24 protein-coding genes are annotated in these 24792 nt (G+C 30.8%); 18 read left to right on the top strand and 6 right to left on the bottom strand.

Annotated elements, in window-relative coordinates; genetic code table 11:
* Positions 1 to 16 precede the first annotated feature (16 nt).
* The 4 genes from rsgA to BN350_RS12175 are packed head-to-tail and all read left to right on the top strand — an operon-like array spanning position 17 to position 3026.
* Positions 17 to 892, top strand: coding sequence for a ribosome small subunit-dependent GTPase A (gene rsgA, locus BN350_RS12190; protein WP_028043853.1), 876 nt, complete (start codon positions 17 to 19; stop codon positions 890 to 892).
* The gene (gene rpe / locus BN350_RS12185; RefSeq protein WP_028043852.1) at positions 885 to 1529 is read left to right on the top strand and encodes a ribulose-phosphate 3-epimerase; all 645 of its coding nucleotides are present in this window, start codon (positions 885 to 887) and stop codon (positions 1527 to 1529) included. The genes rsgA and rpe overlap by 8 nt, the downstream gene beginning before the upstream one ends.
* A complete protein-coding gene (locus BN350_RS12180; RefSeq protein ID WP_028043851.1) occupies positions 1526 to 2116 on the top strand; it encodes a thiamine diphosphokinase in 591 nt (196 codons plus the stop codon). The genes rpe and BN350_RS12180 overlap by 4 nt, the downstream gene beginning before the upstream one ends.
* A 16-nt stretch (positions 2117 to 2132) precedes the next feature.
* Positions 2133 to 3026: a DegV family protein gene (locus BN350_RS12175; RefSeq protein ID WP_028043850.1), complete on the top strand. Its 894-nt coding sequence runs from the start codon at positions 2133 to 2135 to the stop codon at positions 3024 to 3026.
* Positions 3027 to 3760: 734 nt separating this feature from the next.
* Here BN350_RS12175 and BN350_RS12165 read toward each other — a convergent pair.
* The 5 genes from BN350_RS12165 to vanG are packed head-to-tail and all read right to left on the bottom strand — an operon-like array spanning position 3761 to position 8876.
* Positions 3761 to 4972 carry a M15 family metallopeptidase gene (locus BN350_RS12165; RefSeq protein ID WP_028043848.1) on the bottom strand — a complete coding sequence of 404 codons (1212 nt, stop codon included), beginning with the start codon at positions 4970 to 4972 and terminating at the stop codon, positions 3761 to 3763.
* Entirely contained in the window at positions 4923 to 6116 is a 1194-nt protein-coding gene (vanT, locus tag BN350_RS12160; RefSeq protein ID WP_028043847.1) for a serine racemase VanT catalytic subunit, read from the bottom strand. The genes BN350_RS12165 and vanT overlap by 50 nt, the downstream gene beginning before the upstream one ends.
* Positions 6094 to 7107: an acyltransferase family protein gene (locus BN350_RS12155; protein ID WP_028043846.1), complete on the bottom strand. Its 1014-nt coding sequence runs from the start codon at positions 7105 to 7107 to the stop codon at positions 6094 to 6096. The genes vanT and BN350_RS12155 overlap by 23 nt, the downstream gene beginning before the upstream one ends.
* On the bottom strand, positions 7100 to 7840 hold the full coding sequence (locus BN350_RS12150) for a D-alanyl-D-alanine carboxypeptidase family protein (RefSeq protein WP_028043845.1): 741 nt from the start codon (positions 7838 to 7840) through the stop codon (positions 7100 to 7102). The genes BN350_RS12155 and BN350_RS12150 overlap by 8 nt, the downstream gene beginning before the upstream one ends.
* Positions 7815 to 8876, bottom strand: coding sequence for a D-alanine--D-serine ligase VanG (gene vanG, locus BN350_RS12145; RefSeq protein ID WP_028043844.1), 1062 nt, complete (start codon positions 8874 to 8876; stop codon positions 7815 to 7817). The genes BN350_RS12150 and vanG overlap by 26 nt, the downstream gene beginning before the upstream one ends.
* Before the next feature lie 208 nt (positions 8877 to 9084).
* Between vanG and BN350_RS12140 the strand changes: the two genes are divergently transcribed.
* From BN350_RS12140 to BN350_RS12090, 11 genes are all read left to right on the top strand, one after another.
* Positions 9085 to 11655 (top strand): ATP-dependent Clp protease ATP-binding subunit, encoded by a 2571-nt coding sequence (locus BN350_RS12140; protein WP_028043843.1) that lies wholly within the window; start codon positions 9085 to 9087, stop codon positions 11653 to 11655.
* A 124-nt stretch (positions 11656 to 11779) separates the two neighbouring features.
* Complete coding sequence (locus BN350_RS12135; RefSeq protein WP_028043842.1) at positions 11780 to 12514, top strand: RsmE family RNA methyltransferase; 735 nt, start codon at positions 11780 to 11782, stop codon at positions 12512 to 12514.
* On the top strand, positions 12514 to 13284 hold the full coding sequence (locus BN350_RS12130) for a hypothetical protein (RefSeq protein WP_028043841.1): 771 nt from the start codon (positions 12514 to 12516) through the stop codon (positions 13282 to 13284). Before BN350_RS12135 ends, BN350_RS12130 begins: the two co-directional genes overlap by 1 nt.
* A gap of 11 nt (positions 13285 to 13295) precedes the next feature.
* Positions 13296 to 14603 (top strand): tRNA (N(6)-L-threonylcarbamoyladenosine(37)-C(2))-methylthiotransferase MtaB, encoded by a 1308-nt coding sequence (gene mtaB, locus BN350_RS12125; RefSeq protein WP_028043840.1) that lies wholly within the window; start codon positions 13296 to 13298, stop codon positions 14601 to 14603.
* Positions 14590 to 16065 (top strand): UDP-N-acetylmuramoyl-L-alanyl-D-glutamate--2,6-diaminopimelate ligase, encoded by a 1476-nt coding sequence (locus BN350_RS12120; protein ID WP_028043839.1) that lies wholly within the window; start codon positions 14590 to 14592, stop codon positions 16063 to 16065. The genes mtaB and BN350_RS12120 overlap by 14 nt, the downstream gene beginning before the upstream one ends.
* The gene (gene deoC, locus BN350_RS12115; RefSeq protein ID WP_028043838.1) at positions 16043 to 16705 is read left to right on the top strand and encodes a deoxyribose-phosphate aldolase; all 663 of its coding nucleotides are present in this window, start codon (positions 16043 to 16045) and stop codon (positions 16703 to 16705) included. Before BN350_RS12120 ends, deoC begins: the two co-directional genes overlap by 23 nt.
* A gap of 75 nt (positions 16706 to 16780) precedes the next feature.
* Complete coding sequence (gene rpsU / locus BN350_RS12110) at positions 16781 to 16963, top strand: 30S ribosomal protein S21 (protein WP_028043837.1); 183 nt, start codon at positions 16781 to 16783, stop codon at positions 16961 to 16963.
* A gap of 56 nt (positions 16964 to 17019) precedes the next feature.
* On the top strand, positions 17020 to 17223 hold the full coding sequence (locus BN350_RS12105; protein ID WP_028043836.1) for a YabP/YqfC family sporulation protein: 204 nt from the start codon (positions 17020 to 17022) through the stop codon (positions 17221 to 17223).
* On the top strand, positions 17204 to 18145 hold the full coding sequence (locus BN350_RS12100; protein ID WP_049945569.1) for a sporulation protein YqfD: 942 nt from the start codon (positions 17204 to 17206) through the stop codon (positions 18143 to 18145). Before BN350_RS12105 ends, BN350_RS12100 begins: the two co-directional genes overlap by 20 nt.
* Positions 18129 to 19091 (top strand): PhoH family protein, encoded by a 963-nt coding sequence (locus tag BN350_RS12095; protein WP_028043834.1) that lies wholly within the window; start codon positions 18129 to 18131, stop codon positions 19089 to 19091. Before BN350_RS12100 ends, BN350_RS12095 begins: the two co-directional genes overlap by 17 nt.
* A gap of 210 nt (positions 19092 to 19301) precedes the next feature.
* Positions 19302 to 20189, top strand: coding sequence for a hypothetical protein (locus tag BN350_RS12090; RefSeq protein ID WP_028043833.1), 888 nt, complete (start codon positions 19302 to 19304; stop codon positions 20187 to 20189).
* Between the two features lie 48 nt (positions 20190 to 20237).
* Here the strand turns inward: BN350_RS12090 and mutY are convergent, their stop codons facing one another.
* Positions 20238 to 21251 carry an A/G-specific adenine glycosylase gene (gene mutY, locus BN350_RS12085; protein WP_028043832.1) on the bottom strand — a complete coding sequence of 338 codons (1014 nt, stop codon included), beginning with the start codon at positions 21249 to 21251 and terminating at the stop codon, positions 20238 to 20240.
* 58 nt (positions 21252 to 21309) lie between these two features.
* Between mutY and BN350_RS12080 the strand changes: the two genes are divergently transcribed.
* The 3 genes from BN350_RS12080 to BN350_RS12070 are packed head-to-tail and all read left to right on the top strand — an operon-like array spanning position 21310 to position 24596.
* Positions 21310 to 22497, top strand: coding sequence for a deoxyguanosinetriphosphate triphosphohydrolase family protein (locus BN350_RS12080; protein ID WP_028043831.1), 1188 nt, complete (start codon positions 21310 to 21312; stop codon positions 22495 to 22497).
* Between the two features lie 58 nt (positions 22498 to 22555).
* Positions 22556 to 22882 (top strand): cyclic-di-AMP receptor, encoded by a 327-nt coding sequence (locus BN350_RS12075; RefSeq protein ID WP_008789799.1) that lies wholly within the window; start codon positions 22556 to 22558, stop codon positions 22880 to 22882.
* 37 nt (positions 22883 to 22919) lie between these two features.
* Positions 22920 to 24596 carry a GNAT family N-acetyltransferase gene (locus BN350_RS12070; RefSeq protein ID WP_028043830.1) on the top strand — a complete coding sequence of 559 codons (1677 nt, stop codon included), beginning with the start codon at positions 22920 to 22922 and terminating at the stop codon, positions 24594 to 24596.
* Positions 24597 to 24792 lie beyond the last annotated feature (196 nt).

Below are 24792 nucleotides of genomic sequence, written 5' to 3'. Positions count from 1 at the left end.
TGAAAGAGGTGGCTGAATGCAAAGCGGATTAATTATTAAAGCGTTATCTGGGTTTTACTATGTTGAAGATCATGGTTATATTTATCAATGTAGAGCAAGGGGAAAGTTTAGGAAAGATGACCAAAAACCATTAGTTGGTGATTATTGTGAATTTACTATTGAAAATGAAACAGATGGTTATGTAAGAAAACTTTTACCACGCAGAAATGTCTTAATAAGGCCACCAATTTGTAATGTTGATCAGGCTTTATTGGTTTTTTCAGCCAAAGAGCCTGATATCAATACACTTTTATTAGATCGTTTTTTAGTTCTGATTGAACATTTAGACATTGAACCTATCATATGTATTTCAAAAATGGACTTGGTATCACAATCATATATTCAAGCAGAAATGACAGCATATGAAAAAGCTGGATATCGTGTTTATTATGTGAGTGCAAGAGAAAATCAGGGTATTGAAGACATTAAACATTTATTTAAAGATAAAGTCACTGTGATTACTGGGCAAAGTGGTGTTGGTAAATCAAGTTTATTAAATGCTTTAGATATTCATTTGAATATTGATACGAATGAAATATCTAAAGCTTTGGGACGTGGGAAACATACAACTAGACATGTTGAATTGTTGAAGATGTATGGTGGTTATGTTGCTGATACGCCAGGATTCTCATCACTAGAATTAGAAATGGAGCCCATTGATATAGCACATAGTTTTCATGATTTTAAAGAATTATCACAAACTTGTAAGTTTAGAGGCTGTCTACATGATAGTGAACCTCATTGTAGTGTCAAAGAAGCTGTTGATTTAGGAAATATTTCAAAAGAAAGATACGAACATTATTTAATGTTTTTAAAAGAAAGTAAGTTATTAAAGGAGAAAAAGTATGGTTAAGATTGCACCTTCAGTGTTATCAGCTAATTTTGCAGAACTAAAGAAAGATTTGGATTCAATAAAAGCATGTGGGGCTGATTGGGTTCATTATGATGTTATGGATGGACACTTTGTCCCTAATATATCATTTGGATATAGTATTTTAAATGATGTAGCTAAGGTGACTGATTTATATTTAGATGTTCATTTAATGATCAGTCATCCTCGTCAATACGTAGAGCAGTTTATCAAGGCTGGAGCTGATTTAATAACCTTTCACATTGAAACAATGACAAATCATGAAACTGTCCATGAGTTGATCGATTATATTCATCAACAGGGGAAAAATGTGGGAATAAGTATTAAGCCAGCAACACCAGTGGAAGATATTATCGATTATTTAGATGATATTGATTTGGTTCTAGTAATGAGTGTTGAACCAGGTTTTGGGGGACAGTCTTTTCAGGTAGATGCTTTAAAGAAAATAGCCAAGTTAAAAGAAATGAGGAATCATCATCATTATCTGATTGAAGTTGATGGCGGTATTAATGCACAAACAGGTCAAGCTTGTATTGAAGCAGGGGCTGATGTTCTTGTGGCAGGAAGTTATATCTTTAATGCTACAAATAGACAAGCAGCAGTGGATTCATTAAAATGAAAATAGGAATATATTGTGGTGTTAAGACTGGTAAAGTAAAGGATTTAGAGATTGACTATATTGGTGTTGATCATGGTGTTGAACATCTTTTGTCGCAAGGAATCAAACCAATCTTTGCTATTGGAGATATGGATTCGATTGAAAATAAGAAGAGTTTAAAAAATCTTCATGTTCAAGAAGTTTCATCAATTAAAGATGATACAGATACGGCTTTAGCTATTGCATATGCAATAAAACAGGGTTATGATGAAATTGATCTTTATGGTGTGACTCAAAAGAGGATGGATCATTTTATAGCTGTTTTGTGTCTATTAGAACGTTACCGTGAATACCACATAACAATATTTGATGAATTTAATAAAATTTATGTCTTAGAACCAGGGATACATCAGGTGATGAAAGATAATTATAAATATTTTTCAGTATTTGCTTTTGATGAAAGTATAGTGACTTTAAAAGAATGTCATTATCCGTTATATCAATATCATCTATTAAGAAATGATCCTTTATGTGTATCTAATCAGATGAATAATGGTTTTGCAATAATTGAGAATAGCAGTTGGATTATTGTTATTCAATCTCAATAATGAAAGAAGGAAAAATATGTTTCAGATTGTATCGGATGGATCATGTGATTTAGATGAATCATTAATTCATGAAAATAACATTCAAGTTGTTCCGTTTTATATTACAAAAGATGGAATAACGCATCAAAAAGAAAAAGTGGAATTACCAGTTGAAGATTTATATCAATTTATGGTTGATCATAAAGATTTATTTCCTAAGACATCAATGCCATCAGTAGATGACTATATACAAGTGTTTGAACCTCTTTTAAAAGCAGGTAAAGATATTCTTTGTATTTGTATTACTACAAAATTTTCTGGTTCATACAATAGCGCTAACACAGCTAAACAGATGTTAGAAGAAGATTATCCAAATCTTAAAATAACAATTATTGATGCTACTGTTAATACTGTTTTACAAGGATTGCTTGTTTTAGAAGCCGCTCATATGCAAAAGCAGGGTTATGAATATCAAGAAGTTATTGATCAAATTGAAAAGATAAAATCTACTGGTAGAATCTTTTTTACTGTTGGTAATTTTGAGTATTTGATTCATGGTGGGCGAATTGGTAAAGTTGCAGGTGTTGCTGCAAAGACATTAGGGATTAAACCGTTAATTGTCTTGCAAGATGGTGAAATTTTTGCGTCAGGTGTCACAAGAGGAAGAGAAAAATCAAAACGTAAGGTTATTGAAAATACAATAAAACATTTTCATGAAAATGATATTGATCCTTCTACATATGCTTTTTGTGTTGGATATGGTTATGATGCTGAAGAAGGTATGGAATTTCAAAAAAAATTGATAGCTGCTTTAAAGCAAGAATATCCCAAGTTTAATGAGCCTATTTTAGTTCAACATATAGGAGCTACAATTGGTGTTCATACAGGACCTTATCCAATTGGTGTAGGTATTATAAAGAAATATAAATAATATGTTAAGATCATTATTTAAGTATGAGACATATTTTAGGGATGTACATTAGTCAATCGTAATCATCTTCAATCTATTAAGAAATTTAATGATTTGTTTAAGGGGACTATCATTGATGGTCATAATCAATATATTGTTTCTATTGCAATTGATCAAAATGACTTTATATCACAAATGTCATGCAGTTGTGATGGTAACCTTAAAAAACGTGTTTTTATCTTGATGCAGAGGCAAGATTCTTAGAAAAAGGTATTTGATTAATCATCAGACAAAAGGATTTGGATGGGATAATTTTATTAAAACAATACTCACTCCACATAAAAAGAATAAGAATATTAACAAAATGGAAATAATGATTATGTAGATTATTCTAACTTTAGACATGCCTGTTATGCATATTTAAATACAATTGAGGAATATAAAGATTTTTTGAAGTCACTTTCTAGTAATTAAACTTGTGATGATTAGATTTTGGCAGGAATAGAAAAATACATAAAAATTCAAAATTATGAAAGAGCCTCTTTTCTTTTATGAAAATCTGTATAAAATCAAGGATATGTACTTTCAAGAAGAGTGGAAACAGAATAAAGAAAATATAAATGATATTGTTAAAAGCAGAGTTAACTATTTTGAATATAAACATTTTCTTGGACATTGTAACGAAAGTGGATCAAATATAAAATATTCTTTAAATCATTATGATTTATAAAAGGATTAAGATTGAGCGAACAATCTTAATCCTTCTTTATTTTTTCTAATTGACCTGTGAAACCATAATGCATAGTATAATCTTCTAGTGTCCAATTATTCTCATAAATAATTTTTGCAATATCTTTGCCAACATAACGAAAGTGCCATGGTTCATTTGCAGTACCTGTTAAAGCAGATTGACTACTAGGATATCTTAAAATAAAACCATACTGATATGCATTCTTGACAACCCATTGATATTCAGGGGTATCCCCAAAGAATCGCCACTTTCCATCAATGACACTTTGACTAGTTAGATCCACACCAAGACCTAACTGATGTTCGCTTGAACCAGGAATTGCCACCAAACCGTTTGCTGTGACTTCATCATATTTTTGATGATATTCATCATATATAGCTTTTTGCTGCTGATATGTACGATAGGCACTATTAATGGCTAAATGTAAATCTTTTTTTAAAGCGGCTTGATACATTTGTTCTAAAGCATCTGATGCTGCTTTACGTAATTGTTTGTTGTCACAATCAGGACTGAATGGTATATTGGGTGTAACAAGATCTTTAGGAACATAATCAGATGCTATTTGAAAACCTTTTTTAATAAGAGTAGCGTATGAATTTGGATCAACAATAAGATAATTTTGAGTTGCCTTGTAATGTGAATCTATAAATGGATATGATATTGATAATACAGCTTCTAATGGTTCTTTTGATGATTCAATATATTTCTTTAAATCAGTATAAATACATCCCTGTATAGATAAATATGCTTCAGTTTGCTGATAGTCGAGTTTTTGTTGAATAAGATAATCAAAATCATTTAATGATGCTGTTTGCATATATTTAAGAAGATTTTCAAAAGGATAATGTAATGCAATAAGTTTTTCATAATAATTTGAATAGAATGTATCAATGTACTGAATGATTTCCTGTTGTTTCATTGCAGGATGATATTGCTGGTAAATTGAATATTCCTGATAATGTTTATCATTATTGTATTGATTCCAGCTTTCTAAGTTTTCTATTTTTTCATTGGTTAAATAGTCTTGAATGATTTTATCATCTAACGATAAAATCATTCCTTGTTCAGCAAAATTATAACCTTTGATGGCTAATTGTATTCTATTCCATTGAAAAAAGATGAGAATACAAAAACATAATATAAGAATGGGAATAATAATGAGTGTTTTAGAAAACTTTTTCTGCGTTTGATAATATTGACGTTTGGAGACTTTCATGATATTTTCCTTTCCTGATATAAACTTTTGGGAGTCGCTGTCCAATACGACTTAATATTTCATTTGATATTGTTTGAGCATGCATGGCTAATTCTTCAACTCGTATGCTTATGTCATGATCTTGACCAATAATCGTCACTATATCATTGACTTGAGCATAGGGAATAGAAGTAATATCTACCATAAGCTGATCCATACAAATTCTTCCCACAATTGGGACTTTTTTACCATGAACAATGACATTTTGTTGAGAAGAGAGAAGACGTGGCAATCCATCAGCATAGCCAAGAGGAATAGTAGCAATAAGGGCGTCATGATTTAATGTATAACTTCTACCATAACCTATAGTGCAGCCTGCTGATAACTGGTGGATACAGGCAATGCGTGAATATAATGATAAAACTGGATGCAAATCTAAAGGATATTTCATTTTATCACAATCATTTGAATAAATACCATATAAGACAATACCTAGACGTACATAATCATAGTGATATTCAGGATAATTCAGTAATCCATAACTACTTTGAATATGAGTATCACCAATATCATAACCTTGTTTAATAAGAGCATTAATTGTTTCATTAAAATGCTGAAATTGTTGATGTGTAAATAATATATCATCATTTTCATGACTGTCAGCGACACAAAGGTGTGAAAATATACCAGTGACATGAAGAAAAGGGAGTTGAAATATTTTTTTGATATGAGTTATATCCTGATAGTCCATTCCTAAACGGTGCATTCCAGAATCAATTTTGATATGAATATTTAATGGAATTTGAGTCATCGATAATTGTTGTCCATATTCATAGTCAATAACTGTTTGTGTAAGATGATATTGATAAATAAGGGATGCTAAATGTGGTGCAGTGAAGCCTAAAATAAGGATATCACTTTGAATATGATGATGTCTAAGTGTTATAGCTTCATCTAATGTTGCGACAGCAAAGAAAGAAATCCCATGTCTTTCTAATTCCCTTGCTATTTTATAAGCACCATGACCATAAGCATCAGCTTTTACAACTGCCATGATTTGATTTTTATTTTGTAATAATGTTGTTAATTGGTCTACATTATGATTAAGTGCATTCAGATCAATTTCTACCCAACTTCTTACTTTATCTAATTGATGATTTTTCATGATGAAAACCTCCATTCTTTAACAAAATAAATAAATAAGAAAAAAGAAAAGAAAACAAAATAACCAATAAGAAATGTGTTAATGAATTATCAATAAAATATTTTTCTAAATGTGATATTTTTCCTATTAGTCTTATGATAACAATCATCAATGGATGAATGATATAAATAGACAAGGATAAATCTTTGCATAAAAGATAACGTTGACCACGATAAGAAATTAAAATCATAAATAATAAAAGCATAACAATAGGTAAAGTGATAAACATGGCATCATGACGAGGAATTTGATAATAAGTTAAAATGATTGCTTCTAAACTCATAAGAAGAAAACTGATGAGACATGCTATAGAACAGTGCTGTTTATGAATCTGATAAGGATGTACAGCAATAAAACCACCTAGCCATAAAAACATTGGCGCAAAAAATATACCATTTCTTGTATAATCACAGAATTGAAAAATGAAAGTGTAAAAATCATTGATAAAAGGTATTTGGACTGATAGACCAAAATAGGAATCTCCACCCAACCCAATCATATAAAGAATCAAAACGATTATAAAACTTTGCCAATCTTTTAAATATTTCAACAATAGATAAACAATAACAAGACCAATCATTGAAGCTGGTAAATACCACAAATGATAAAATGTTCCATTCATAAAAATATCTTTTAAAATAAGCATTGGTTCTAATGAGAACGAATGATTATAGATTTGAATTGGGAAATAAATCAGGATACAAATAATATCAATCATAAGCAATTGTTTCAAAACAGATTGAAATTTTGAAACTGGTGGAATACCTTGTCTAAATAAGAAGAAAGATGTTGCCATAAAGAAAAAAGGAACAGCAATTCTACCTAAAATATGTGTTGTAAAAAAGTCTAGAGAAGGATTGTATTGTAAAAAAGGATATGTATGGATTCCCACAACAAGAATAGCAGCAATGATACGCATAATATCTATAAGAGGATAATATTTTTTAGACATAAGCTCTCCAGATAGTCACAATAAAACCATCAACATTATTACCAGAAACTTGATAAACTGTATCGTCATTAAATGTGAGATGAACATTTTCTTGTGATGAAGGGACATAGAAAATAGAGAATAATCGATTTTGAAACATATAATGAAGAGGATGATAAATATGATAATGCTTTATTTCTTCAATGTATTCTTCTAAACAAAGATTATTTTCAACCATATAAACAGCATGTGGAATACCAACATAACGAAAATGCCAAGGTTCTTCTTTAATATGTGTAATGACTTCTTTTTCTTTGGTATAACGTTGAATAAAGCCGTATTGTAATGCACGTTGTTGAAAATTATCGCATATAGAATGCTGAGTAAAATGTGGACAAATAAGATTTATAGGTGTATCTGCTAATGTCACGTCAATAGCATAACCACTTTGATGTTCACTATGTCCTGGTAAAGCAACATACTGACTTGTCCATTCATTGCCATTATCTTGTAGTGATTTTTCATAAATATCTTTTTGCTGTTGAAAAGTACGATATCCACTAACAGGTATGATGACTCTTTCACCATTTATATCATCAAGTATATGATGATATAAATTCAAGGTTCTTTTTTCTAATAGAATCTGTTGTTGTTCTAATTCTAAATCATGATTATCAATATAATGGTAATCATGATTAATAAGAATTAAAGGACCTTTATGAATTTCATTATGATGTAATGTCATTGTTTTCATATGTTAACCCCATTTCAATGATTTTATCTAAAATTTCATTAAATGAAAGACCAATTCCTTTCATCATGTTAGGAAAACGGCTATGTGCTGTAAAACCAGGAATTGTATTGACTTCATTAAAGACAATTTCATGCTGTGGTGTTAAAAACATATCAACTCTTGCAAATATTTGACAACCCAGTGTTTTATAAATTATTTTTGCAGTTTCCTGAATCTTTTTTTCAATAGTCGAATCTATTCTTGCTGGCATATGAATGTGAGATGTTTTTAATGTGTATTTTTCATTAAAATCAAAGAAACCATGAGATAGTTCAATTTCATCAACACGTCCAACTGTTAAATGATCAATTCCCATAATGGCACAACCTACTTCAAATCCATCAATAGCTTCTTCAATAATAATTTCATCATCGTATTGAAAAGCCAAGTTGATAGCCGCTTTTAATTCATCTGAATATGTTATTTTTGTAATGCCTAATGATGATCCAGCTTTCATTGGTTTAACAAAAAGCGGATAAGTGAATATTTGCAGTTTTTCAGTTAAATCGTTAAAATTTAAGTTTTTAGATATCATAAGATCTTGAGGAACTCGAATACCTGTTTGAGCAACAATAGCATGAGCTTTGTATTTATCCATGCAAATGGCAGAACTGATCAATGGACAGCCGATGATTGGAATTCCTGATAATTGAATTAATCCTTGTATACTACCATCTTCACCGTTTTTTCCATGTAAAATTGGTAATATAGCATCTACATGGACATAGATAAAATGATCTTTCTTCATTTCTATAAAAGCATGATGAGTAGGGTCGGGTGAAATTGTTACAGTGTGTAATGTATGTTGCCACCATGTATCATTTTGGATTTCAATAATATCACCATCAAAATGATACCATTTCCCCTCTTTAGTAATTCCAATCATATATAAATCATATTTTTGAGTATCTATATGTTGAAAAACTGAATAGGCTGACTCAAGTGAAACACTATATTCACTTGAATTACCACCAAAAAGTATTGCTAATTTTTTCATCTTTGAAAGCCTCCCATATTTAAGATATAGATATCCTATCAAACTTCATATAAAAAGATTTTAAAATGGTTATAATAAATATGTATAAATTTCTTAAGAATATCTTAAGAGGTATTAAAATATTTAGCACTTAAGTGTTGACAGTGCTAAAAAAAGTGATATACTATAATTAGCACTTAGATGTATAGAGTGCTAAAGGAGTGAGAATATGAATATAGAAAAATGGACAATGGCAATGCAAGAAGCAATACAAAAAGCAATGATGCAAACGTTATCGATGTCACGGCAAGTTGTTGATATTGAAGATCTTTTGTTAGCATTATTAGATGATACAAGTGGAATTTTTTATCGTGTTATGACAAAGGCGAATGTAGATATAAATCATTTGATAACTTTTTTAGAAAATAAAAGAAGTCAAAAACCAAGAGTTGAAGGTGTTGATGAGAGTCAAATTAGAATTTCTTATGATTTAAATCAATTGCTGATAAAAGCTCAAGGTGTCATGAGTGATTATAAGGATGAGTATTTGAGTGTTGAACATTTGATTATAGCCTTGTTTAAAGTTCAAAGTTCACTTGTTATTGAAATTATTCGTCAATATCATTTGAATCAAAAAGAAGTTGAAAAGATTATTAAAGAAATGCGAGGTGGGAATATGGTTGATAGTCCAAATCCAGAAAATCAATATGAAGTTTTAACAAAGTATGGTCGTGATTTAATCCAAGATGTAAAAGATGGGAAATTAGATCCGGTTATTGGTCGTGATGAAGAGATAAGACGTGTTGTTCAAATTTTATCACGTAAAACAAAGAATAATCCAATATTGATTGGAGAACCAGGAGTAGGAAAGACAGCCATTGTTGAAGGCTTAGCGTGGCGTATTTTTAAAAATGATGTGCCAACGAGTTTACAAAATAAAACACTTTATGAATTGGATTTAGGAGCATTGGTTGCTGGAGCAAAATATCGTGGCGAATTCGAAGAGAGATTAAAAGCTGTCTTAAATGAGATAAAGAAAGCAGAAGGAAATATTATCTTATTTATTGATGAAATTCATCAGCTTGTTGGGGCTGGGAAGACAGATGGTGCAATGGATGCTGCTAACTTATTAAAACCAATGCTAGCCCGTGGTGAATTGCATTGTATCGGAGCAACAACTTTGGATGAATATCGTTTATATATTGAAAAGGATGCAGCTTTAGAAAGACGTTTTCAAAAGGTCACTGTAGATGAGCCAGATACTGATGATACAATTGCTATATTGCGTGGATTAAAAGATAGTTTTGAATCACATCATGGTGTTCAGATTACTGATAGTGCCATTGTTGGGGCTGTCAATATGTCGCAGAGATATATTACAGATCGTTTTTTACCAGATAAAGCTATTGACTTAATTGATGAGGCATGTGCTTCAGTACGTATGGAAATTGATTCATTACCTGAAGAGTTAGATGTCATTACAAGGGAAAAGAATCGTTTAGAAATGGAACGTATTTCTATTGAAAAAGAGGACAAGAATGACGATAATGAAAAACGACTAGATGAAATCAAGAGTCGTATTGCTTCGTTAGATGAGAAAATGACTGGTTTAACAGATAAGTGGAAAGATGAAAAGAAAGCATTAGATCATATTAAGGAATTAAAAGACCAAAAAGTACGTTTAGAAGCTTTAAAAGATAAATATGAAACAGAAGGTAATTTAGAGGAAGCTTCTAAAATTAAATACGAAACATTACCTAGAATTAATAAGGAAATTGCTGAATTTCAGTCACATGAATCTGATGATGCCTTGTTACAAGAAAAAGTATCTGTAGATACTGTTAGTGAAGTCATTGCCAGATGGACTGGTATTCCAATGAATAAATTGATGGAATCAGAAAGAGAAAAATTGCTTCATCTTGATGAAATTTTAAGACAAAGAGTCATTGGACAAGATCAAGCCATTGAAAAAGTATGTGATGCGATTTTAAGATCGCGTGCAGGGATTAATGATGAAAATCGTCCAATTGGATCGTTCTTATTCTTAGGACCGACTGGTGTTGGTAAAACAGAAGTTGCAAAGAGTTTGGCTGAACAGTTGTTTGATAGTGAAAAGAATATTGTGCGTATTGATATGAGTGAATATATGGAAAAATTTAGTGTTTCACGTTTACTTGGAGCGCCACCAGGATATGTTGGCTATGAAGAAGGCGGACAATTAAGTGAAGCTGTGAGAAGAGCACCTTATAGTATTGTCTTGTTAGATGAAATTGAAAAAGCTCATCCTGAAGTCTTCAATGTTTTATTGCAGGTTTTAGATGATGGACGTATTACAGATTCTAAAGGAAATGTTGTTAGTTTCAAAAATACAATTATTATCATGACTTCTAATATTGGTTCACAATATTTGTTGCAGGGTAACAACGAGGAAACAAGACATGAAGTAGAGATGGAATTAAAGGCTCATTTTAAACCAGAATTCTTAAACCGTATTGATGAAACAGTGATGTTTAATTCATTAGATCATCAGGTTGTTTATCAGATAATTGATAAATTTATTAATCAATTATCTGAACGTTTAGCAGATCAGAAGATTACAATTGAAGTCAGTACACCGGCTAAAGAAGAAATTGCTTTAGAAGGATTTGATCCTACATTTGGGGCAAGACCACTCAAACGTTTTATTCAATCACATATTGAAACATTAATTGCAAAGGCAATGATCAAAGGTGATATTGAAAAAGGCAGTCATATTATTGTTGATTATATGAATAATCAATTTGTTATTAGAAATGCATAAGTCATCTTATGCATTTTCTTTTTGTTTTGTCTAAAGTGTCATTATCGATTAACAATACTTTAACCTTTACTTTTTCCTTTTTATCTTATTGAAAATATGCTAAAATAGCGGAAGGAGGATGTCTATGCAACGTTATTTTATTGATGAAAATTGTATTCATGATGATTTGATTATGATAGATACTTATAATCATAAGCACATGCAGAAAGTTATGCGTTATCGTAATGGAAATCAGGTTGTATGTATTTTACCTCATGGTCAAACTTATCTTTATGAAATTACTGATATTGAGGCTGGAATACTTCGACAAAAGGAACTTATTAATGAGGATCATGAATTGGATGTAGCTGTAACATTGATTTATGGATTGCCTAAAAATGATAAATTTGAATTTGTTTTACAAAAAGCAACAGAATTAGGAGTCCAAAGAATTGTTCCTTTTTTATCAAAAAGGAGTATTATTAAAACTGATGCAAAGACATTTGCCAAAAAAACAGAACGTTATCAAAAAATATTAAAAGAAGCAAGTGAACAGTCATATCGCCAAAGAATTCCAGAATTAACACCATTAATAACAATGAAAGAAATATCACAATATCTATCTGATATCAATCTGGTTGCTTATGAGGAATCAAGTAAACAAGGTGAGCATCATGAATTTGCAAAAGCATTACAATGTGATTATCAAAGTTTAACAATCATTGTAGGCCCAGAAGGTGGATTTGATGAGAGTGAAATTATTCAGATGGAAGAATTAGGAATTGTTTGTTGTTCGCTAGGAAAAAGAATACTGAGGAGTGAGACAGCTCCACTCTATATGTTAAGTGTTATTGGTTATAGTAGGGAGTTGATGAAATAGTGGGGTTTATAGAAAACTTAAATAAATTTGGACAGAAGATACCAGTATCTAAAACAATCTTATATCAAAAGATTGAGGAAGCAGGTTTAGCATTAGAATCAATGGGATTAAAAGTTAAAATAAAAGATGAATTTGATTTATTTGCATATGAAATTATTTATAATGGCATGTTGACACAAAATCAAATTGAAAATACTTATGAAATCTTTTTAAATCAGCATTATGATTTACTTGATTATTTGAACTACGATGAAAAACAAAAGATGTTTAATAATGATATTGCATTGCTTCTCAAAGAAGCACCGCATTTTTATGATGAAAAGAGTCAAACAATGATATATATACCTTATTTAGAACCTTTTGTGAATCAAAGATATACTCAGGATTATCAGATTTTATTATTAAAACAGCATCGTGAATATATTAAAAATTATAAAGTTGAAAAAGATTCGGCTAAAAAATTGTATGGTCAAAAGATTTATTTAACAGCATTTTCTTCATTAGAAAATGTTTTTGAAGATGAACGTCATATTTGTTTTTATTATGAGGCTTTCAAAACAATCTATATATTTCAAAAAGATACACAGAAATTATTAAATAAAATGATTATTCAAGATGAGCAGAGTCATGGTGATATTTCTATAGAAGATGTGCGAAAGATAGCTTTTGATATTGAAAATTATTTATATAAGGACTGTTTGGATTTATTAAAAGATAGACAATTGATATGTGATAAGACATATCAGAAGATATTAAAGAAATATCGATAGAAAGGAATTTTATGAAGACAGTTGCGTTTTTAACGTTAGGATGTAAAGTGAATACATATGAGTCTGAAGCTATGTTAAAATTGTTTCATCAAGATGGCTATCAGGAAGTGGATTTTAAAGAAGAGGCTGATGTATATGTGATTAATACATGTACAGTGACCAATACAGGTGATTCAAAATCACGTCAGATGATTAGAAAGGCAATACGCCAAAATCCCAATGCAATTGTTTGTGTTGTTGGATGTTATAGTCAAGTCGCAAGCGAAGAAGTTATTGCAATTGAAGGGGTCAAAGTTGTTTTAGGAACGCAATATCGTCAAAGAATTGTTGAGTTTGTTAAGGAATATGAAAAAACAAAACAACCTGTTATTCATATTGCTGATGTCATGAATTTATCTACTTTTGAAGATTTAGATATTGATGAATTTACGAAAAATACAAGAGCGTTTCTGAAAATTCAGGATGGCTGCAATAATTTTTGTACTTATTGTATTATTCCTTATGCTAGAGGGAGAGTACGTTCAAGAAAACCCGAAAGTGTCTTGATGCAGGCACAGAAACTTGTTGACCATGGCTTTGTTGAAATTGTATTAACAGGAATTCATACTGCAGGATATGGACAAGATTTAGAAGGCTATAGTTTTTATGATTTGCTGGTTGATTTAACAACTCAAATTAAAGGTTTAAAACGTTTGCGTATCTCATCCATTGAGATGAGTCAGATTACGCATGAAATTATTGATTTAATTGCGACATCTCCAATTGTTGTTGATCATTTACATATTCCTATTCAAGCAGGCTGTGATGCAACGTTGAAAAGAATGAATCGTCATTATACAACAAGTGAATTTGCAGATAAACTTAATGAATTAAAAACAAAGTTACCAACTTTATCAGTAACAACAGATGTTATTGTTGGATTCCCTGGTGAAACAGATGAGGAATTTGAAATGACTTATCGTTGGATTCAAGAAATGCATTTTAATCAATTACATGTTTTCCCTTATTCAAGACGGCAAGGGACACCAGCTGCTAAGATGAAAAATCAAATTGATGGGAAAGTCAAACATGAGAGAGTGAAAAGATTAATGGCTCTTTCAACGCAATTACAAAGTGAATTTGCAGCTCAACAAATAGGAAAAGTCATAGAAGTTTTAATTGAAGAAAGACATGGTGATTATATGATTGGACATGCTTCTAATTATTTGAAGGTTCATGTGATGTTACCAGATTCTTCTATTGGTCATATTTATCAGGTTATGATAGAAAAACAAGATGGTGTTGAATTGATAGGAAGTGTTGTGAGTGAAAAAAATTAATGAATTGTTTAATGTTGAAGATGATTTTAAGGTTGTTTCGATTCATAGTGATTCACGTTATGTAGGGAAGGATTCTATCTTCTTTTGCGTGGATGGATTAAGTGTGGATGGGCATAAATATATAGAGGATGCTGTTTTTCAGGGAGCTAAGTGTATTGTTTATTCTAAGCCTTTGGCTTATAAGCATCGTGATATTCTTTATATTAAAGTAGATAATGTTTTGGATGAATTGAATCGTGTTGCTGATTTGTTTTATGATCATCCTAGTTATAAGATGACTATGATTGGAGTGACTGGTTCAAGTGGGAAAACAGTTGTTGCTTTAATGATTAAAGAAGTTTTGTCTCATTATTTGAAAATGGGTTATATTGGTACAAATAATATTGAATATGCCGGAGTGATTGAACAATGTCCTTATACAACACCTGAGACAATATTTTTACAGCGTCATTTACATGATATGGTGAAGAGTGATATCAAGGGTGTAACATTAGAAGTTTCGAGTCATGGATTGGCTTTAAAACGTGTGGATAGTGTTCATTTTGATATTGCTATTTTTACAAATGTTTATGAAGAGCATTTGGATTTTCATGGGACAATGGAGCATTTAATGGCTTCTAAAGCAAAACTCTTTTCTTTGGTTGATGAAAAAGGATATGCTATTTTAAATACTGATGAAGTACGTTTTTATACAATGGTAAAAGATTCTTTGCATTGTCATCTACTGACATATGGAATTGAGCATAAATCAGATGTAATGGCAAGAAATATTCAGTTGTTTATTGATCATAGTGAGTTTGATTTGCAAATATATGATGAGATGAGACATATTTCTGTACCTGTTCTAGGACGATTTAATATTTCTAATGTATTAGCAGTCATTACATCAATGCTGGCTCTTGAAATGCCTATTAAGCAGGTATTAGAGTCTATTCGTTACATGAAAGGTGTGGACGGACGTATGGAACGTTTAGAACACCCTTATCCTTTTCATGTTATTGTTGATTATTGTCAGCATGCGAAAAGTTATGAGAAAGTTTTTGAGTTTGCTCATCATGTTAAAACATCAGGCCGTATTATTGCTGTTTTTGGTGCGCCAGGTAAAAAGAATTACAATAAACGTGAAAAGATAGGTAAACTTGCTAATCAGTACTGTGATCAAGTTATTTTGACAGCAGAGGATAATCGTGATGAGGATATTCATGATATTTGTCTAGATATCCAGGAATATATAGAAAAACCAGTCAGTGTTATTATTGAAGATCGTCGTATAGCTATTGAACAGGCTATTGAAATTGCAAATATTGGTGATATCATATTAATTTTGGGAAAAGGACATGAACAGTTTATGGCTTCATCAATTGGAAATGAACCTTATCCAGGAGATAAATATGTCGCATTAGAAGCAATAGATAAAATATTTAAAGGAGAAGATGAAGATGAATTACAACAAATTTATTGATCACACTGCATTAAAAGCAGACACAACAAAAGCAGTCATTGACACATTATGTCAAGAAGCAAAACAATATGATTTTGCTTCAGTCTGTGTTAATCCAACATGGGTACATTACTGTGCTGACTATTTAAAAGATACAGATGTTAAAATCTGTACTGTTATTGGTTTTCCATTGGGTGCCAATACTTCTGAAGTTAAAGCATTCGAAGCTAAAAATGCTATTGAAAACGGGGCTGATGAAGTTGATATGGTTATTAATATTGGCGCTTTAAAGGATGGAAGTAATGATCTTGTTTATCGTGATATCAAAACAGTCGTTGATGCCAGTGAAGGGCATTGTGTGAAAGTGATTATTGAAACATGTTTATTAACGGATGAAGAAAAAGTTACTGTTTGTCAGCTTGCTGCTCAAGCAGGAGCAGCTTTTGTAAAAACATCAACAGGATTTAGTACTGGTGGTGCAACACCGCATGATGTTGCTTTAATGAAAAAAACAGTAGGTGAAGTTTGTGAAGTGAAGGCGAGTGGTGGTGTCAGAAATTATGCTGACATGATGGCAGTAATTGATGCTGGAGCAACACGTATTGGAACGTCTGCTGGTGTTAAACTTATGCATAATGAAGAAAGTAAGGAAGATTATTAACAAAAAACCTTGATTTTCTTTCATTATCCATGTATAATGACGAATGTACTTGATTGTAAAGGGGGGAAGTTCAAAATGGCAAAAACTGTAGTAAGAGAAAATGAATCTTTAGATGACGCATTACGTCGTTTCAAAAGACAAGTTTCAAGAACAGGAACCCTACAAGAAGCTCGTAAAAGAGAATTCTATGTGAAGCCTGGTTTAAAACGTAAAATGAAATCAGAAGCTGCTAGAAAAAATAAAGGTAAACAAAGATAAGAAGAACTCAAGTTCTTCTTTTTTTGTTTTAACATATATTAAGATGAGGTGATAACATGCTGCTAATAGATCATCATAAGATATATGTGAAAGATTATTTGGAAATATTGATAATGAATCAGCAATTTTTTAAAATAAAGATGAATGGGTATTGTTTAAATGTAAGGGGAGAAGCCCTAGAAATCTATTATTATGATCATAATGAAATACGTTTAAATGGTCATGTGAAAGTGATTGAATATGATGAATATAGGGTATGATGTTTATGAGATTGATTATCAAGTTATTTTCCTATTATTAAAATTTGCAAAACAGAATAAATTAAAAATTCTTCATTTGAGAAAAAAAGACGATATGTATTCATTTCATATTCCTACATATCAAAGATATATTTTAAAGACATTTGATCAGCCTTGTTATTATATAAAAACAATAGGATTTATGAAATATATCCTGTTTTTATCAAAACAGTATTTGAATATGCTTGGTGTGGTGTGTTTCCTAGGTACAGTGATTACCTGTTCATACTTTATTTTTGATATTGAAATTATTGGCACTATGCCAGCTGTCAATCAGCAAATGATTACAGATTTAAAGAAAGAACAAGTTAATTTATTTTATCCCTTAAAAAGTTATGAACGCTTAAATACAATATTAGCTGATTTAAAAACCTTATATAAAGATAAAGTAGAATATATAAGTGTCTATCAGGTGGGTAGTGTTTTTCATGTAGAATATACAAAGCGTAAACAGGATCAAATAGAAAAGGATGATTTTCGTAATCTTTATGCAAAAAAAGATGGTATGATTGCTTCTTTTGATGTAGAAAGTGGACTCATTCAAGTTAAAAAGAATGATTATGTAAAAAAAGGTGATTTACTTGTAAGCAATACTATTGTATCAACGCAAAATAAGACCAAAATTATACCTGTTAAGGGTCATGTTTATGCTTATACTTTTAATCAATATACTGCAAGCATAAAAAATGTAAAACAGGATCAGGCAGAGCTATTCTACCAGTTACTGCTTGCAATTCGTAACCAGATACCAGCAAATGCAATCATAGATAAAGAAAATGTTTTACAAATGACAAAGACTCGTAGTAAAATAACATTGAAAGTACATTATACTTTGTTAGAAGATATAGCTATTAAAGGAGAAGAGAATGAAGAAAGTCATTAAATTAGATTCTTATACAATAGATGAAGTCAAAAGATTAATTGGTCCACAAGAAGAGAATATTCAAATATTAGAAGACACTTTTGAAACAGATATTATTGTTCGTGGTGATGAGATTGTCTTGAATGATGAGGAAGAAACCATTCAAAACATTGAAAATATTTTCAAGACACTCTTAAAACTTGTGAAACAAGGAAAAACAATTAGTAAAAGAGATGTTATGTATACATTGAAACTTGCAAAGAGTCATCATTTAGATGTTATTGATGAACTGTATCAGATAAAAATAGCACGAACAATGAGTGGGAAATTAATCTATCCAAAAACATTGGGTCAAAAGGAATATTATTATGCATTAAAACATAATGATGTCGTTTTTGGAATTGGACCAGCTGGAACAGGAAAAACTTATTTGGCAGTTATATTTGCAGTACAGGCTTTGAAAAATAATGAAGTGAAAAAAATTGTTTTAACAAGACCGGCTGTAGAAGCAGGTGAGAATCTAGGATTTCTGCCTGGAGATCTTAAAGAAAAAGTCGATCCTTATTTAAGACCACTTTATGATGCATTGTATGATATGCTAGGTCAAGAACAAACAGAACGTCTTATTGAAAAAGGAACAATTGAAATTGCTCCCTTAGCTTATATGCGTGGTCGTACTTTAGAAGATGCTTATGTTATTTTGGATGAAGCCCAAAATACAACGGATGCTCAAATGAAGATGTTTTTAACGCGTTTAGGATTTAATTCAAAGATGATTGTTACAGGAGATATCACACAGATTGATCTTCCTAAAGGTGTTGTCAGTGGTTTAAAACGAGCGTTAACGATTTTAAAAGATGTCAAAGGTATACGTTTTGTTTATTTAACAGCATTAGATGTTGTGAGACATCCTGTTGTACAAAAAATTATTGAACGTTATGAGAGTGATGAGCATTATACAGAATAATTTTGTGGTGGAGAAAGAAAAAGACATATTGATAACATATCATTGTAAAAGAAGACACTTTATTTGTAAACAGATCAAACAAATAAAGTGTTGTTTTTTTTATATTTATAATAGAGTTTAAGGAGGAATATTGATGAAAATATTTATTATAGAAAATAAGGGTTTGAATATTACTAGATGAGAATGGGAAAGCTGAAAGGAGAATGAATAATGAATAATTTACGTATACAACTTAAGGATTTTTTACAGGATCATTTTCTTGTGATGAACACATTAGATGATTCGACAAAGGAAAAACAAAGAGAAATTGTTGAATTTTTAAGTCAAATAGAGGAAATGCAGGATAATGCGCATAAAAAAATTGAAGATTTAAGTCAAAATTATTCTGAAATGATAAAAACTTTTCATTTACTTTATGATCAATTAAAACAAGTCGATAATGACCTTGAAAAAAATCAGAAGTCTTTGCAAAATATGACTATTGAAATAAATAAGTTAGGAATAGACATAAAAACATATGATGGCAAATATAGTGATATTGTCAATCAAATAAAAATCTTTCAACAGCAATTAAGCAATAAAGAAAAAGAATATAATCAAGCAGTTGGAATGTGCTTTATACCTTTTGCGGGATTCCATTATATGTCAAAATGTGCTGATATACGAAATAATCAAATACCATTAATTAAAAGAAATATTGATAAATTAATAGCTGATAGAATGACACAGGAGAAACAAAAAGAAGAAGCAAATATGCGAAATGCTTCATTGGTTTTTCAAATGAAGACAACAAAAATACTCATTAATGATATGATTTCAAAGAAACAAGTACTTACCCAACAGATGACTCAAAAGAAAGATGAAATCACAAGTAGCGTTCAACAAATGGTCTATTATTCTATCCTACAAGAAAAATTAAATAATTTTTTGACTCGAGGTGATACGTTGGACCAAGTTCTGACTTTGTTAGATCAAGAACCAGATATGATTCATTATGAAGATCAAACCTATTTTGATATTTTAAAAGCATTTTATGATAATCCAGATGATCAAGTTTTTGAAAGATATATTATGGATGCCCAAAATCAAATTTTTTAGAATAAAAATAAGACTTATTATTTGTTCGAATTATAAGTCTTATTCATTTTATTTAGTTTTTAAATAGGCTTTTAATACTTTTAAATGAGCAGTTGAAATTGGTAAATCAGTAATTTCATCTAAAGTGAATAATCCTTTGATTGGCTCATTGAGAACAAAATGATAAACATGCATCTGCCATGTACGATGAGTAAAGACATGTTTAATATCAGCAATATGAGACACAATAGATATAGGTATTTGATATTGTTGCTCAAACTCTTCAATGAAGCGATAAGGGCTTTCAATATCGTATTGAATCATACCATAAAGATTTTCCAAAAGACCAGTGGGATTTTTAATGAGTAGAAATTGATTTTGGTATGTAATAATACCTGTAATATAATGTATTTCTTGATGTTTTATATTTTTGATATTGATAGGTAAAACCATTTGCTGGTTATGTTTGTATGCTTTACAAAAAGTATTGATTGGACATTTTTCACATCGTGGATGAAGAGGGCGACAAATTGTTGCTCCTAAATCCATGAGACCCTGATTAAAAGCTGAACTGTCATAACCGATTAATAAATCTTGAACAAGTTCTGTTATCTTTTTTTGTGTTTTATTGAGTGCGATATTTTCTTTTAATAAATAAATTCTTGACATGATTCTCAGCACATTTCCATCGATTGCTGGAGTAGCCTGATGATAGGCTATGGAGCAGATAGCTCCTGCTGTATAAGGCCCTATTCCTTTTAAAGATAATATCTCTTGATATGTCTGGGGAAAGATACCATTATATTGATTAACAATGATTTGGGCTGTCATATGGATATATTTGGCTCGACGATAATAACCTAATCCTTCCCATAATTTGTATACCTCTTCTAATGAAGCGTTGGCTAATTGTATAATGTTTGGAAAGGTTTGGATAAAGCGTTCGAAATAGGGAATGACAGCTTCAGTTGTTGTTTGTTGCAACATAATTTCACTAATCCATATTCTATATGGATCTTCATTTTGACGCCATGGAAAATCTCGATGGTTTTGCTGATACCATGTTATTAAATTGTTTTGCATATAATCACCAAAGGTATTATACTATAAATAATGATGAAAAATCAAAGGAAGTGATATTTTGAAAAAAGAAGATAAAATTATTCATTCATCTTTAGTTGCTACAAATCTTATGGATGAACGTCTTTCGCCTTATGCAACCCAAAATAGTCAATGTATTAAAGTGAAACATACACACAAACCATCGACTGAATTTGATATAAGATGGCCGTTTGAAAAAGATATTGATCGTGTCTTATATTCAAAAAGTTATTCACGTTATGTTGATAAAACACAGGCATTATCATTTTTTAGTAATGTGCATATTACCAAACGTTCACTTCATGTTCAATGGGTCTCACGTATTGCTAGACAAATTGGACGAGGTTTAAATTTAAATCTTGATTTAATAGAAGCTATTGCTTTGGGGCATGATTTAGGACATGCGCCATATGGTCATGTTGGAGAAAAGGCTATTAATGATTGTTTAGAAGAAAGAGGCTTTGGCTATTTTAATCATAATGCCAATAGTGTTAGACATTTATTGTTTATAGAGCGTAACGGTGTTGGTTATAATGTCTCTTTGCAAGTTCTTGATGGAATTTTATGTCATAATGGTGAAATCCTTTCGAGAATTTATAAACCAGATCGTCATAAAACGATTGCTCAGTTTTGGGATGAATACGAAAAATGCTGGCATATTAAAAATTATTCAAAGAAAATTGTGCCAATGACATTGGAAGGGTGTGTTGTGCGTATTTCAGATGTGATTTCATATGTGGGGAAGGATATTGAAGATGCCATTAAGGTTGGTATTATTAGTGAAGATGACTTACCACAGGATGTTGTAACAGTATTAGGGAAAGATAATAAATCTATGATTAATCGCTTAATTGGTGATATTGTTATTCATAGTTATCGTAAACCTTATTTGGAATTTTCGGAAGAAGTCTATCGAGCTTTAGAAAGTTTATTTCAATTCATATCTGTTCATATTCATCATCATCCAACTTTGATTAAAGAAAATGAGAAATTAACACGTTTGGTAAAAGAACTTTATAATGCATTTTATGAAGATTTGATTGATGATAAAAATGAAAATCATGGAATTGATTTGCATGTTCATAAAATGGTAGAAACATATCAACAAACAGCAATTGAACTTATTGTGAGTGATTATTTATCAGGAATGACGGATAGTTATGCACTTCGTGTCTATGAGGATCGTTTTTTACCAAGACAACATGGGGAAATGATACAAGATGATTAAAAAGAGATGTAATTTTTTTTAAAAAGTGATAAAATGAATTTAAGAAGGGGGTAATCTTATGAAACTTATCATAGCCATTGTCAATAACGATGACAGTTCTACTGTTCAATCTGCTTTAACTGAAGGTGGGTTCTTTGTAACAAAACTTGCAACATCAGGGGGATTTTTAAAGAAAGGAAATACAACTTTCTTTATAGGAACCAATGATGATAAAGTTGATCCTGCTTTAGAAATTATTAAAGCGCATGCAAGAAAACGTGTAGAAAAAGAACCAACTGTCCCTCCTACTGAAATGGGTGAGTTCTTTACACCTATTATGGTAGATGTTTTGGTTGGTGGAGCAACTGTCTTTGTAGTAGATGTAGATCGTTTTGAAAAAATTTAAAAAACAGCTTAGGCTGTTTTTTCTTTAAGGAGAAGGTATGGAACTAAGAATTTTAAGAGGTCATGAAATCAAAGAAGCAAATCAGTTAATTAAAAGTGTATTTATAGAATGTTTATCATCATATTATACTCAACAGGGGATAAGGGAATTCCTGGTGACTTTTGAAGATGAAAATATATTGACTATGATTCAACAGCATCGTTTCATTATGGTTGGGGCTTTTGAAAAAAAACTCATAGGTGTTATAGGAATCAAAGATTTGTGCCATATACAAAGTTTGTTTATAAAAAAAGATTATCAGCGTCAGGGTGTTGGAGAAGAATTGTTAAATTTTGCAAAGAATTGGATGTATGGAGAAGTGACTGTTAATGCGGATGTACATGCTGTAGATTTTTATTTGCATCAAGGCTTTGAAATCGCTGAAAATCAGCAAGAAGTCAACGGTATTCGATTTGTTCCCATGGTATACCGTAGTTTTAATGAAAATCAGTTTCAAACATATGATGAAGTTCATGATTTTATAGCAAGCCAAAAAGATCGCGTTTATGCATTAGATAATTTTAAACATTTTATGCAAGATATGGGTCATCCCCAATCACTACTAAAAACCATTCATATCGGTGGGACAAATGGAAAAGGATCAACAACAAATTATATTCGTTCTGTTTTGCAAAAAGAAGGTTATAAAGTTGCAACATTTACTTCGCCTGTCTTAGTGACGAGATTAGAGATTATGCGTATTAACAATGAACATATCCAAGATCATGAAATCATTCAATATGCAAATCGTTATATGTCAATGTGGTTAAAATATGAATTATCAATGTTTGAAATTGAAGTATTTATTGCAATTATGTTTTTTATTAAACATAGGGTGGATTTTGCAGTTTTTGAAGTTGGTCTAGGAGGTGAATTAGATGCAACAAATATTGTTTCACCAATTATTGCTGCAAATACGAACATTGGTTTAGATCATACAGAATATCTTGGTGATACATATGAAAAGATTGCTCGAACTAAAGGTGGAATCATTAAAGATTATGTTCCTTTTATAACTGGTGAAAAGAAAAAGGAATGCTTAGATGTATTTAAGGAAATTTGTGAGTTGCATCACAGTCCGTTTTATATTGTTCAACCTATAAATAATGTCATCGATGATGCTCAACAGGTATCTTTTGATTATCGTCAGTATCATGTTGTTTTAAATACATCAGCCAAATATCAATGTGAGAATAGTGCCTTAGCTATAGAAATATTGCTTTATCTTAAAGAAAACGGATATATTGAACTTACCAATGGAATTCTTTTAGAAGGTCTTAAAGAAGCTGTGTGGCAAGGACGTTTTGAAGTGCTTTGTCAGCATCCATACATTATTATTGATGGCGCTCATAACAAAGAGGGAATGGAAGCATTCTATCAATCGGCACGTAAATATTCACATATTAAGATTATATTCAGTGCCTTAAGAGATAAAGATACTCATGCCATGCTAGAACTATTATTAAAATTAACTGATGATGTCACAGTCTGTGAATTTGCTTTTCATCGGGCTCAGAGTGCAGAAAAGTTAGCTGAAGATTTTCCAGTCAAAGTTGAAAAAGATTGGAAGAAAGCAGTTGATGAAGCCTTTTTGCATCAGGGTGTTGTCTTTATTACGGGATCTTTGTACTTTTTAGCACAAGTAAGACCTTACATTTTGAATCATCAAAAATAAACCTTGTTTTTTTATAAATGGTATGCTATTATCACATAGAAGAAACACGACTGAAATGTAAACCAGGAGAACTTCCTGGTTTTCTTTATGGGGATTCTTCGATATTGTCAGTTTTGAAAACACAAAAGTGTATTATATATATAGAACGTTCGCCTTAATTTGTCTGAAGTCTCAAAGAGTGTAGGTGAATGTATAG

Source organism: Candidatus Stoquefichus massiliensis AP9 (assembly GCF_000455285.1).
Taxonomy (GTDB): domain Bacteria; phylum Bacillota_I; class Bacilli_A; order Erysipelotrichales; family Coprobacillaceae; genus Stoquefichus; species Stoquefichus massiliensis.
This window is presented reverse-complemented; position numbering and strand designations above follow the sequence as displayed.